This is a genomic window from Petroclostridium xylanilyticum (assembly GCF_002252565.1).
GTDB classification, from domain to species: Bacteria; Bacillota; Clostridia; order SK-Y3; family SK-Y3; genus Petroclostridium; species Petroclostridium xylanilyticum.
Map to the genome: position 1 here is coordinate 49,276 of NZ_NPML01000022.1, position 11,910 is coordinate 61,185.

Annotated in this window: 20 protein-coding genes and 1 pseudogene; 1 reads left to right on the forward strand and 20 read right to left on the reverse strand. The window is 37.1% G+C overall.

Annotated features, from left to right (window positions below):
- Window positions 1-26 precede the first annotated feature (26 nt).
- The 14 genes and pseudogenes from CIB29_RS15385 to CIB29_RS15445 form a co-directional block, all read right to left on the reverse strand.
- Window positions 27-272, reverse strand: coding sequence for a hypothetical protein (locus tag CIB29_RS15385; protein ID WP_094551243.1), 246 nt, complete (start codon window positions 270-272; stop codon window positions 27-29).
- 313 nt (window positions 273-585) lie between these two features.
- Window positions 586-1,008: a hypothetical protein gene (locus tag CIB29_RS15390; protein ID WP_094551245.1), complete on the reverse strand. Its 423-nt coding sequence runs from the start codon at window positions 1,006-1,008 to the stop codon at window positions 586-588.
- Window positions 1,009-1,115: 107 nt separating this feature from the next.
- Entirely contained in the window at window positions 1,116-1,337 is a 222-nt protein-coding gene (locus CIB29_RS15395) for a hypothetical protein (RefSeq protein WP_094551247.1), read from the reverse strand.
- A 16-nt stretch (window positions 1,338-1,353) separates the two neighbouring features.
- On the reverse strand, window positions 1,354-1,575 hold the full coding sequence (locus CIB29_RS15400; RefSeq protein WP_094551249.1) for a Blp family class II bacteriocin: 222 nt from the start codon (window positions 1,573-1,575) through the stop codon (window positions 1,354-1,356).
- A gap of 302 nt (window positions 1,576-1,877) precedes the next feature.
- Window positions 1,878-2,027 (reverse strand): hypothetical protein, encoded by a 150-nt coding sequence (locus tag CIB29_RS18650; protein ID WP_157910329.1) that lies wholly within the window; start codon window positions 2,025-2,027, stop codon window positions 1,878-1,880.
- A gap of 288 nt (window positions 2,028-2,315) precedes the next feature.
- Window positions 2,316-2,633: pseudogene (locus CIB29_RS15410) on the reverse strand (type II toxin-antitoxin system RelE/ParE family toxin).
- Window positions 2,611-2,901: a type II toxin-antitoxin system prevent-host-death family antitoxin gene (locus CIB29_RS15415; protein WP_094551250.1), complete on the reverse strand. Its 291-nt coding sequence runs from the start codon at window positions 2,899-2,901 to the stop codon at window positions 2,611-2,613. The pseudogene CIB29_RS15410 and the gene CIB29_RS15415 overlap by 23 nt, the downstream one beginning before the upstream one ends.
- A 108-nt stretch (window positions 2,902-3,009) precedes the next feature.
- Window positions 3,010-3,954, reverse strand: coding sequence for a nucleotidyl transferase AbiEii/AbiGii toxin family protein (locus CIB29_RS15420; protein ID WP_094551252.1), 945 nt, complete (start codon window positions 3,952-3,954; stop codon window positions 3,010-3,012).
- Window positions 3,947-4,711 carry a type IV toxin-antitoxin system AbiEi family antitoxin domain-containing protein gene (locus CIB29_RS15425; protein ID WP_094551254.1) on the reverse strand — a complete coding sequence of 255 codons (765 nt, stop codon included), beginning with the start codon at window positions 4,709-4,711 and terminating at the stop codon, window positions 3,947-3,949. Before CIB29_RS15425 ends, CIB29_RS15420 begins: the two co-directional genes overlap by 8 nt.
- A 148-nt stretch (window positions 4,712-4,859) precedes the next feature.
- Window positions 4,860-5,288, reverse strand: a complete 429-nt coding sequence (locus tag CIB29_RS15430) for a toprim domain-containing protein (protein WP_094551256.1) — start codon at window positions 5,286-5,288, stop codon at window positions 4,860-4,862.
- Window positions 5,263-5,412 carry a hypothetical protein gene (locus CIB29_RS18985; RefSeq protein ID WP_198543922.1) on the reverse strand — a complete coding sequence of 50 codons (150 nt, stop codon included), beginning with the start codon at window positions 5,410-5,412 and terminating at the stop codon, window positions 5,263-5,265. The genes CIB29_RS15430 and CIB29_RS18985 overlap by 26 nt, the downstream gene beginning before the upstream one ends.
- A 30-nt stretch (window positions 5,413-5,442) precedes the next feature.
- The gene (locus tag CIB29_RS18990) at window positions 5,443-5,595 is read right to left on the reverse strand and encodes a hypothetical protein (protein WP_198543923.1); all 153 of its coding nucleotides are present in this window, start codon (window positions 5,593-5,595) and stop codon (window positions 5,443-5,445) included.
- 40 nt (window positions 5,596-5,635) lie between these two features.
- A complete protein-coding gene (locus tag CIB29_RS15440; RefSeq protein WP_094551258.1) occupies window positions 5,636-5,947 on the reverse strand; it encodes a TIGR04104 family putative zinc finger protein in 312 nt (103 codons plus the stop codon).
- A 319-nt stretch (window positions 5,948-6,266) separates the two neighbouring features.
- Complete coding sequence (locus CIB29_RS15445) at window positions 6,267-6,476, reverse strand: hypothetical protein (protein ID WP_094551260.1); 210 nt, start codon at window positions 6,474-6,476, stop codon at window positions 6,267-6,269.
- Between the two features lie 282 nt (window positions 6,477-6,758).
- On the opposite strand from CIB29_RS15445, the gene CIB29_RS15450 reads away from it, so the two are divergent.
- Window positions 6,759-8,123 (forward strand): DDE-type integrase/transposase/recombinase, encoded by a 1,365-nt coding sequence (locus CIB29_RS15450; RefSeq protein WP_207653086.1) that lies wholly within the window; start codon window positions 6,759-6,761, stop codon window positions 8,121-8,123.
- A gap of 491 nt (window positions 8,124-8,614) precedes the next feature.
- Here the strand turns inward: CIB29_RS15450 and CIB29_RS15455 are convergent, their stop codons facing one another.
- The 6 genes from CIB29_RS15455 to CIB29_RS15475 all read right to left on the reverse strand — a co-directional run.
- Window positions 8,615-8,797 carry a hypothetical protein gene (locus tag CIB29_RS15455; RefSeq protein WP_094551262.1) on the reverse strand — a complete coding sequence of 61 codons (183 nt, stop codon included), beginning with the start codon at window positions 8,795-8,797 and terminating at the stop codon, window positions 8,615-8,617.
- A 193-nt stretch (window positions 8,798-8,990) separates the two neighbouring features.
- Window positions 8,991-9,245, reverse strand: a complete 255-nt coding sequence (locus tag CIB29_RS15460; protein WP_094551264.1) for a hypothetical protein — start codon at window positions 9,243-9,245, stop codon at window positions 8,991-8,993.
- 30 nt (window positions 9,246-9,275) lie between these two features.
- On the reverse strand, window positions 9,276-9,539 hold the full coding sequence (locus tag CIB29_RS15465; RefSeq protein WP_094551266.1) for a hypothetical protein: 264 nt from the start codon (window positions 9,537-9,539) through the stop codon (window positions 9,276-9,278).
- 67 nt (window positions 9,540-9,606) lie between these two features.
- Window positions 9,607-9,756 carry a hypothetical protein gene (locus tag CIB29_RS18655; RefSeq protein WP_157910330.1) on the reverse strand — a complete coding sequence of 50 codons (150 nt, stop codon included), beginning with the start codon at window positions 9,754-9,756 and terminating at the stop codon, window positions 9,607-9,609.
- A 437-nt stretch (window positions 9,757-10,193) separates the two neighbouring features.
- Window positions 10,194-10,853 (reverse strand): stalk domain-containing protein, encoded by a 660-nt coding sequence (locus tag CIB29_RS15470; RefSeq protein ID WP_094551268.1) that lies wholly within the window; start codon window positions 10,851-10,853, stop codon window positions 10,194-10,196.
- Window positions 10,854-11,166: 313 nt separating this feature from the next.
- Window positions 11,167-11,910: transposase (locus CIB29_RS15475; protein ID WP_157910331.1), on the reverse strand; the 744-nt coding region annotated here is incomplete at its 5' end.

Consider the following 11,910-nt stretch of genomic DNA (forward strand, 5'->3'; position numbering starts at 1 on the left):
GCATAGTAACACAATGAATTAAATTACTATTCTAAAGCAGAGGAAAGATTATATATAGCTGTACCGGCTAACCCTATAGCTGTGTAAACACCTGCTGGACCTGTTAAAGGTATTGAAGCAACAGCAACAAATGCACCTCCGGCTGCAACTATACCCACAAAAGCATCCATAGCATTATCAATGCTATTTTTACCCCCACCATCAACCAAAAACAACTCATCCTTTGTTAACTCAATAAAATTCATGTTTTTCAAAATCATTATATTTGTCATTTCAATCAACCTCCAATTCATTTGTTTTTATTTTTCTTCCATTCCCCGGGTAACTTCAGAATATGTATCAACCATAAAGACTGTTTTATGCCGGCAAATGAAGCCTTTATGGTTAATATCACAGAACAAACGCGTAGACAGAAGGACAGGTGAATTATCTGCCAATCTTCCCCTAAAATTTATAGAGATAGTAGACAACGTACCTGTGCCCCTATCTGTGTTGATTTTAAGCCATTTGTGTCTTAATGTAAAAATGGCTATTTTCAAGACTTTCAGCCAAAAGTGCAAAACTATAGTATAGTAAAATAAACTGCTAATAATTTTTTAAATACTTGTCAATCAAATATCGAGAAGCACTGATTGTGATTCTATCATTATTTATATTAATAAACACTTTACCATAAAACCATTCTGAAAATTTGTTAGTTGAAAAAACAATCTGTTGATTACTACTTTCAATTTTTTCATATTTTGCTTTTTTTAAGCTACTTGAAATATTCTGGAGAGTATTATCAATATTCTTGGGTTCAATTGAAATAGTTAAAGGTGATGCATATAAGCTGCCAAAAAAACCCATAATCAAACTATAAAATAAACACATTCCTATTACCGTAGGTATAAAAATTAATTTTAACTCTAATTTTAAGAATCGTGAAATAATTAAAATAGTTAACGCTATCCCTAAAGAAAATGTAAGTGAATACAAAAAAAACCTAATAAACGTATTGTTAAACATAAAATCACCATTTTAAAATATTCGTTCGGATAACTTTACACACTCTACAACTATAGAATAGGTAAAGCTATCAAAAGTTTACAATTCAAAAAATAATTTATTATTTTTTAGGGTGTAGGTATCATTGCTCCTATTCCTGCTCCCCCTAGAGTGCAAGAATAAGTCCATTTCACAAGAGTTTCACCAGAGTATTCTCTAGTAGCTATAGAAGCAATTGTTCCACCTACAACTCCAACAGCAGCACCTGCAATTCCACCAATTATAGCACCAGCTAAGCCTCCACCATTAACAGAATCTAAATCTTCTAGTTCAATAAAATTGTCATTCATAAACTTCACCTTCCTATTACTTAAATGCCTTATCTATTAATATATAGCCTACACAAGCTATACCTCCACCTATAAATCCACCTATTGGACCACCAACTGCAGTTCCAATAAGTGCTCCTCCGCCTGTTGCTGTCCACAATCCCAAGTCATCCCAACCAACTCCACCATCAATTACCATCAACTCATCACTTGTCAATTCTACAAAATTTATATTGTGTAAAGCCATTGCATTTGTCATCAAAATCAACCTCCAATTCATTTGTTTTTATTTCTCTTCCATTCCCCGGGTAACTTCAGAATATATATCAACCATAAAGACTGTTTTATGCCGCAAATGAAGCCTTTATGGTTAATATCACAGAACAGACGGATTAACTCCAACATATACATAAACTTATATATCGTCAAGTTCCTGTGCAGACCTGGGTTCCTTTACATTGACATTTATTTTATCAGGTATTGTATGCAATGCATTTCATTGTTTGGTTAATAGTTGTTATTCCTCTATTTAACGGGTAGCAACGGGGACGGTTCTCACTGTCAAGCTTTACTGACAGCAATCCTATTAATACCCGTTACTCTTGATATCTGTAGAACAGAAAATTCCTCTATTTCCTTGGATTTCTTCAAAATACTACTTCTTTTTTCGCTATCTAATCTTTGTATGTCCGATGCGTCTATCCCTATCATCTTCAAAAATGTCTTGTTGATTGATCCCTTTTAGCATAATATGATATATCCCACTGCTGCTTTTTTCTCATGCATGTCTTGCCATGCCAAACACCTCCATTTCGAAGAATATCATCTCGAAATAAAGGTGTCAACAACCCCGTCCCCTTGATACGTCCATAGTAGATATTACAGTTCCAATGGTTCCAATAACAGTTAAAACCAGCATCAGTATTTCCATACACTATACACCCTCTTACCTTTGTTTATTTAAATTTTCGCTATTACTTACTTGTGATATATGATAATCTATCGTATCAACCACCCATAATCCTGCCTGCAATCCACGATATAATCAACATATACCGTCTGATCCTTAATCTGATACAAAATCAAATATCATTTCTCTACGCACATCTTGTGATATTTATTCGGAGGGATAAATTCTGCCTCCTGAAATGGAAAACGCTCCGGCATTTGATGCAGGGAACAGATAGCATCCATCAGGTCGTTTTTCACCTTGCGGGCAGCAGATGGATTTTTCTGTACCAGAAACCGAACATGGCCCGCCAACATTTGACGGGTACGGTCGGAAACAATCACCTTATTTTGAGGCATCTTTTCCATGCTCCACCTCGTCAATAATGCTTTCCAGATAGCTGTCCAGTTCATCCGGTGTCACTCCGGTGCGTCCAGCCAAACGGTCTTCCTCAACGGCCAGCAGTTCTTCGCGCAGCTTCAGCATTTTTTCGCGGCGAGTAAACGCCTCTATATCCATGACCACAAGATCGCCCTCACCATTTTTGGTGAGATACACAGGCTCCCCGGTGGACTTGCACAACGCCGCAATCTCGTTGTAATTCTGCCGGATGCTTGCGGACGGCTTAATTTGCACGGTATCAGCTCCTTGTAGCAACATTCTGACCATATTATACTTTTTTCATGCTATTAAATCAATGAATACTTCTCATTACAGCAGTTCCTGTTCCTGTGGTTTCACTGTTTATCCTCGTGTTTTCCATATTGCCATCGGATGATTACGGATGCGTTCTAAAATCTGTGCGTCCTGAAAAAGCAATTCTGGATGATATTCACCGTTTTTAAATGTTCTTAAAAACTCTGCTTCGTTATCATCGAGTTCAGAAAACATGGATAGAAAGTCAATAACCCGCTGCTTTGCCGCTGTCAGATCAAACCGCTCTTTTTTTCGGATTACAGGGTATAAATCTGTCCGGATCTTATGCTCCGTCAACTCATCAATCTTTTCTAAATTGAAGGTTTCAGAAACCGCTTCACCGCTGATAACATAATAGAATATGGCACATTTTTTCAGCAGAGGGAGCTCCGATTCATCAAACAATCCAAAGTAGATCATATTGTTGATATCATACAAATCACGAGCTGCTGCTCTTGTGAGCAGAGCAACAATCTTGCTTGCAAATATCTCAATGGAAGCCAAAGAATTCACCTTAAAAGAATCCAGTATGCCAAGCGTTTCAATTGACTTTTGTTCCAGGGGAAGAATATGGGAACGCAGGGAATAATTGATTTCCACCTTGATATTATCTTTCATGCCCGCAGCATTTACATAGGAAAACACATAAGAATCAAGACTGTGGGAGGATTTTGATTTAGGGCTTACTTCGTATCCGCTCATCGCCATATATTTGATGATGCTGTCCGAGATTTTTCGGCGTTCCTCAAACATTTCTTCCCGTGAACCATTGTGCGTGTAATCAAGGTCAATGTCTACAGATAACCTCGGCAGGTTGAAAATAGTCATATTGATTGCCGTTCCGCCTTTTAAAGCAAGGCTTTCACGCAGTAACGGATCGTTGTTTATATATTTCAGTATTTCCGACAACCGGAACACTTTTTCTAATGTATCGCGGATAAACCCTAATTCCCGCGCCTGTTTTCCAAGCTTGCGCTTATCATAATCAGACAAATTCATTGCCTCCTTCCGATGTGAGGGCTAAAAGCTTCTCCGGCACAAACAGCCTCCACTTTTTGTTATATATGGATTTTTCCTTTTCCAAACCATGGTACAGGTATCGTACACTTTTTGATATTTCGGCTTCGCAGGCTTTAAAAAACGTATCCGATATTTTCAGGGAATCCTTGAAGTGCTCCAGGATATATCCTGTTTTCTGAAACAGGATTTGTTTATCGTAGCTTTTCAGATAGCAAAGTAGCTTTGTTTCATCCGTATACGGCATCATTTCAAGGCTTCGAAGCAGTTCTTCCAACCCACCGATTTTCTCAAAATCATTAATGCTGTCTATGACAGTGCGTTCCAAATCAGTTACACGGGTGCCGTCCGGTTTTTTTACAATACCCTCGTTGATACGGGACATTTGATAACGATAGGTTAAACCGTTGAATTCAAACGTATTAAACTTTGTCTTTGAGGATACATACACATCATAAAACACTTGATTGGTGCATCCGTAATATTCTAAAGCGGTATGGTGGGATATATATGCGCTTTCCGTCAAATTGCTGGCTATCACATATCGGTTGACAACCGGCTCGCCGTCCGCAAGGTTTATGGCAACATACAAATTTCTTTTTACGCTTTTTATATAACCTTTTTTCAGGTAGTTCTGTATCAGACTGCTTGCACTGTTTCTATTGCCGACCATTTCAGTAACATCATCCCATGTAAAACAACCTTTTTCCAGAAGTTGTTCGTAGTATTTCATGGCTTTACCACCTCCATTGTTTTAATTTTAGTATGATGTCGCTGAAAAATCAACCATGCAGAGTGCAAAATAAAATATTTTTTATTTTATTCTTGCTATCACCTTTATTTCAACGATAACATGCCGTAAATAAAACTTTACTTTCAGCTTATTCGCGCTCCCGCGGCTGCCGTATTCTTAATACAATTTTCAGATAGTCGTTATAATCCTTTCCGCGTTCGGGTGGCTCATCGGACACGGCGTAGGAGGGCGGGAGGATGGTCTGGATGGTTTTTGCTGCCAGCCGTCCGGCCGTGTCGTTATCCAGATGCAAAGCAATTTCATTGATTTGCGGGAAATCTTTTAAGTATTGCATGAGTGCGGCAGGCGGGGTGCTTTCCTCTACATTCTTTTTCGGCTTGTAAATTCCCGCAAGGGACAGGCAGTTTTCCCGCAGCCAGTCCCTGCCAGAAAGCAGTTCCAACGTGCCGTAGGAAAGCAGGTCAATGGCGCTTTCAAACAGATGGAGCTTGTGGCTTTCCTGCCGTGCCGGTATGGAGAAGGAGAAGTGCTTATTGCTTCCGTTGACTTCTCCCATATACCGCTTGTTGGTTGTACCCTGAAGTGTCGCATATTTGGGAACACCCTGCGGCTTTCTTCAAAATACTATTTCTTTTTTCGCTATCTAATCTTTGTATGTCCGATGCGTCTATCCCTATCATCTTCAAAAATGTCTTGTTGATTGATCCCTTTTAGCATAATATGATATATCCCACTGCTGCTTTTTTCTCATGCATGTCTTGCCATGCCAAAACACCTCCATTTCGAAGAATATCATCTCGAAATAAAGGTGTCAACAACCCCGTCCCCTTGATATCCTTACCTCCCTTAAGAGATGCTTTCATTATAGTATGCCTTAAGTGAGAAGTAATAAACAATTTTTCCCTATCTTACACCTGCTGAATATGGGTCAGAATTATATCTTACAAAAAAAGGTGCTACACAAAATATAAAGCCTGATAATAATAAATAAATACCAATTGAAATAAGTCCTAAATCAAAATATTGGTGTATAAATAAAGTTAAGGGAAAGGGAAAAGCTAAACTTAGCAGCACTAATACTCGTGATGTTCTTTTAATAATATATTTACTACCACAATAATGACATACAATAGGTGAATAACTTTTTAATAATGAAATTTCAATTTGAGACCATTTAAATTTAGCAAAACATTTTTCACATTTTTGAATACACATAGGATACCACCTCGGTTTTTATCTCAGAATAAACAATTTCAATAAAAAATATTAACATGTAACACGGATTTGAGGACAACAGGTCGTGTAAGAATTTGTCCTTTTTTATCTATAGAAGGTTACAATTAACTAAAATACTACTAATCTTTCCATTATTGAATTTTTATACACTCTGTCCTCTCCTAGCTCATAACATTATGGTTTACAAAACAGGTATTAGAAATGGTGAAATATCATCAAGAATCTTGATATCACCATTTCTAATCTATCTTACAATATTAAAAACAATCAGCATTTATTATTTTAGAAATTTAGAAACTTAATTATTGTCATAAACAGTATCAATTACTATAGCAGTAGCTACTGCTATACCTGCCACTGCTCCAAAAACTGGATTAACACTTATTGCAGCAACTGTTACAGCGATCCCCACGCCATACTCTACCCAATCCACATCATTAATACTACCACCGTTAAGTGACATCAATTCTACATCATTTAATTCTACCATAGAATTATTTGCTATCATAATTCAACTATACCTCCGTATACGGTAGTGTCAAAAATTTTATCAACTTTTGACCTGTACCCTTTGATTTTATTGACTTTTATTTAAAATTTATCTTACCCCTATAAAATTGGAAATTGAGAATGTATAGATTTGAAAAGAGAAAGGTACTTTCCCCCTTTTATCTGGTATAATGTTGTTGTGAAGACTAACACCCCAGAAAGGAGATAAGTACCTTTGAACAACATTATATCAGTTTTACTACTATACATTCAATTACAATATCAAATTATTATATATCTTATGTGTTGCGTTCTTGGCAAACACTCTCCCCGCAAGTATTACGATGAGCCTGTTAAAAAACCCTACCGTAAGCTTGTGGTAGATGAAATGCCTATTATTAAAACCCTTGAGAAACTTGATTACAAAAAGCTTATTGCTGATCAGCTTAAAGCTACTGGCAAACTCATTACCCCAGTGAAGAGAAGGAAACCTTCTACTGTCCCTGAAACTATAACCTGCCCCAGATGTAATGCCCCTCATGATTACCTGTACGATAATACAGGTGGCAGAGGTCAGTATTTATGCAAGGTTTGTGAGTGTACCTTCAATAAGAAGAACTACTATCTCAAAAACCTTTTATTCTGCTGCCCTCACTGTGGTAAGGTTCTTACTCAACAAAAGCAGCGTAAGGACTTTAATATCCATAAGTGTAAGAATCCTAAATGTCCATATTACCTTAACAAACTTAACTCAATGTCTGCTGAAGAAAAGCTACGTTATGAAGCTAATCCCCATGACTTTAAGCTGCACTACATCTATAGAGAGTTTAATATTGATTTTGAACCTCTTGCAAAGAAAGCCTCGCAGCCCAATACTGTGAATTTATCAAGATTATCTGTTTCTCCTCACATTCTTGGTCTTATCCTTACCTACTACGTAAACTTCGGTATGTCTTCAAGGCAGACTGCTGCATTGATGCGTGAAGTCCATGGTGTAAGTGTTTCCCACCAATCGGTACTAAACTACGCAGATGCTGTTGCCCGTAATATTAAGCCTTTTATCGACAACTACAAGTATAGCCCGTCTGGCTCCATCTGTGGCGACGAGACGTATATCAAGGTTAATGGTAAATGGCATTATGTGTTCTTCATCTTTGATGCGGTAAAAAAGATTATTCTCTCTTATCCGGTATCTCCTAATCGAGATACTGTTACTGCTATCAAGGCATTGGACGATACCCTATCCAAATTTGAAAACATACCTGATGATCTTACTCTAATCTTTGATGGTAACCCCATCTATATACTAGCTCAGCATTACTTCGCCCAATACGGTATTCACTTTGATATCAAGCAGGTTATCGGCCTTTCTAATGATGATCCTGTCTCTGAGGAATACCGCCCTCTCAAACAAATTATTGAGAGACTCAACCGCACCTTCAAACGTGATTACAGGCCTACCAATGGTTTCAATAGTTTTGATGGTTCTGTGTCGTTCTTAACCCTATTTGTTGCCTATTTTAATTTTCTAAGGCCACACTCAACATTGGAAGGTAAAGTTCCAGTAGTATTGGAAGAACTATCTGCACTTCCCAATATGCCTGCCAGATGGCAGATACTTATTAAGATGTCACAGGCCTATATTAAAACACAACAATCAGCTTAATCATTTTCTCTATATAAATAAATCAAAAAATGATATAGCAGTAGTCACCGGACCTGTGGAGTTTGTGGGTAACCCGCTGCTTTTAGGGGTGTGGGTAACCTGTGTGCAAAGTGTTGGCAACATGCTTTTCGTTGTCAATGCTTTGTGCACAGGTTATCCATGCCCCGGGCGGGTTATCCATAAACTCCATAGGTCTATTAGATAGTACCTCGCCATTCAGGAACATGCCATGGCACATTCCTTCTTCGTGCAAATCTTCAGTATTTAAATCTCAATGTACAACATTACAATTTTTGTTATTATTGGTAGCTCAACTTCATGTTTTCATAGAACTTTTGACACTACCCCGAAGCATATCATCTCGAAATAAAGGTGTCAACAACCCCGTCCCCTTGATACGTCCCCTTGACAAACTTTCAAAATTCATCAAGTTCAAGCAGATCATTTACAGACAAATATCTTAGTATTACTAAACTTCCTCTTCTTCCACATTATTTCTTTCTTTTGTCAATATTATAACAAATAATAGTAATTATACTTGCAATACTAGTTATAATAAATGCTATCCCCATTGCAGGTATTTCAAATAATATATAGCATATCCCTGTTAAAATTGAATTGAAAATGCTTACAATTATCGAAAATTTGTATGCTTTAAATTTATCTTTAAACATTTCATCTCTCCTATATTGTTTCAGACAAAACATTAGTTTATCGTCACAACGATTCTTGATATTTAATAATAATTAATGTGCAAGAAAGAACCTTATCTTAGTCATCACCATCTATCTTACTTGATAAACAATGACATCTAAAATTATAAGGCTCTTTCTTTAACATTTTAACATATACTATTTGTAATCGTTACTAGATATTACTTGCTATCGTCGCAAGGCCACCACCAACTGCGGCTATTCCACCAACTATCATGCCAGCACCAGCAAACTTTGTTGCAGTTGTTGGTTCAGGAGCAGCTATCAATGCTGCACCCCCAACTACACTTGCAACTCCTCCGATAACTGTAGCTACACCGCCTACAACTCCCCAGAAGGTTCCCCCCTCAATTTGACCTAATGAATATTCATTTAATTCTATAAAATTATTACCAATGCACAGTTCCATAATATATCTCCTCTCCATATATAAACTTATTTATTTAGTAGCCCAATCTAACATACTTGCGCCTGCAGCTACCATACCTGATGCTGCACCTACACCTATAGCTACTCCAACAACTGGTGTGCCTACTACACTACCACCTATTCCTGCCACTACTCCAACAACCGGAGCTATCCCAATACAAACCGCACCAGCAGTTGCAGCCGTAACTTGCCAAAAACCGCCACCATCAACAACCATCAGTTCCTCATTTGTTAAGTTAACAAAATTACTATTCTCAACTAATGCTTTTACCATTTGTTTGACCTCCCTCAATAATCTTTGATTTTCTTTTAATGAAGAGCAACGGCGACGGTTCTCACTGTCAAGCTTTACTGACAGCAACCCTATTAATACCCGTTACTCTTGATATCTGTAGAACAGAAAATTCCTCTATTTCCTTGGATTTCTTCAAAATACTACTTCTTTTTTCGCTATCTAATCTTTGTATGTCCGATGCGTCTATCCCTATCATCTTCAAAAATGTCTTGTTGATTGATCACTTTTAGCATAATATGATATATCCCACTGCTGCTTTTTTCTCATGCATGTCTTGCCATGCCAAAACACCTCCATTTCGAAGAATATCATCTCGAAATAAAGGTGTCAACAACCCCGTCCCCTTGATATCCTTCAAAATTATTGCCAAAATTATTCAAATGTATGCATAAACTTGAACAAAATTGGCAATACTATCTAATGTAAAGATGTACTTGTAATATTCTGTAAACTAAATGAATATCTAAACCTCTTGCTTAAGAAGGACTTAGATAAATCAAATACACTTAATTATTTACATTCCCGAGAGGAGCGGTCAACTGCCGCTCCTCATGATGATAGAGGCCGATTCAATTAAACAATTTCAATTTCTAAATCTCTTCACAACTTAAAGCAGCATATGACTTTATTAGATTACAGCGGCAACATCTCTAATTTTTCTATAACAGAATATAGGAATTTCCATTTGCCATCTTCTTTTATAAGCTTATGAATGGAAGTATTCCTGTTATCAGTATAATATAATTCACCTTCCAGCTTTCTGACCTCGGTAACAACCCTTATTTCACATGTGTTTCCATCATAAGACAGAATCTCCCGGTCTATCAGTTTAAAATCCAGTACATAGTTATCAAACATGTATTGTACGGCCTGCTGCGTAGAATTCCTTGCATACTCACTTACCTTTGCGGACAAATCGTCTAATACACCTTTTATATCCTTTTCGGCCATGTGTTGATAGTTCAGGTCAATAGTTTTATAGATTGCATCCTTTTCTTCCTCGCTGATTTTAATACCGTCAATCCTGATTGTGCCGGTTACGCCATCCCACTCTACATTTTTGTAGAAAGATTCAGATATGTACCGTAACGGGACATAGGTCGTACCGTTATAGACAAAAGGCTGTTTGTCCTGTAGAGGAGTTACGTCCGCTCCGTTAATTACAATCTTTTTTACCGTATCCAGTGAGACTTCAATAGTTTTTGTAATGGATTGCGCAAACCCGTTAGAACCCATAATAATTGCCATTACAACCATACCTGCCAAAAATGATTTTACACTCCATCTTTTCATAGTAAATAGCTCCTTTTCTTATAGATTTTCTTTTTCTTAATCTTTCTCTCTAATTCTTACAATTTCACCAATTAACAAGTAATCACCCCTTCTGCCTATCCATATCGTACATAATTTGAAATGTCCGGCCTCTTTTCTTTTAATAAATTGAGGATATTTCATAATTCAAAAATCAAGAATGTGGATAACATTTGCTAAAATAACTGAAAATGTGCAAAAAAGGGTAGACTATCCCTGCAATAGATAGTTATCCACAATTATGAAGTTTCTAAATTAATGAAATATCATCTCCTGTTCTTTGATAATTAAATTATTAAGCTGCAATATTTTTTGATTGTTCTGCTTTTGCAATTCTTGCAGCAATAATTGCAATGCAGGTCAAGTCCACAAATACTTTTGCTTTTTTTAATCCTGCTACTCGTAGATTATACAAAGCATAGTTTTCTTTTCCATTACCAAAGAAACGTTCAACAGATGTTCTTTCGTCATATAGATTATCCCATGCTTCTGTTCCTCGTAATGGATAAGAAATAAACCTTGGATTGTCTTTGATTTTAACCTTGCCAACATACCCTGATTTTGCAGTGGTACACCAATTTGAACCCATAGGACAATTAGCTTTTCCGCAAGTATGAGGACATAATAACCGAATGGTTCCATTATCATTGCCGCCATTCACATATGGAAAATTCATGGTGCAAACAAGTTGACCTTCCCAGTTGATGCCTTCAGGCGGAATTTTTGTATTTCTCCAATTAATGGATATGATGGCTTGAGCACCAAGCAATATGGCATGCTGATAGATGGCTGGTGTATCATAGCCTGTATCCATAATGTAATATGATGGTTTGAATAAGTTTTCATAATCTTCTTTAAGCTTATTCATGAGTGGTATTGCCATTACCATATCTGCTATATTTGCAGGGGTTATGATATACCCTAATGGTATACCGCTTGTTGTATCAACTACGGCGTGCATCTTCCAGCCAAACCATTTTATCATATTACCGTTGGTATCTTGCTTGGCACCCCAGTGAGGAAACTCAGGATTGTTTTC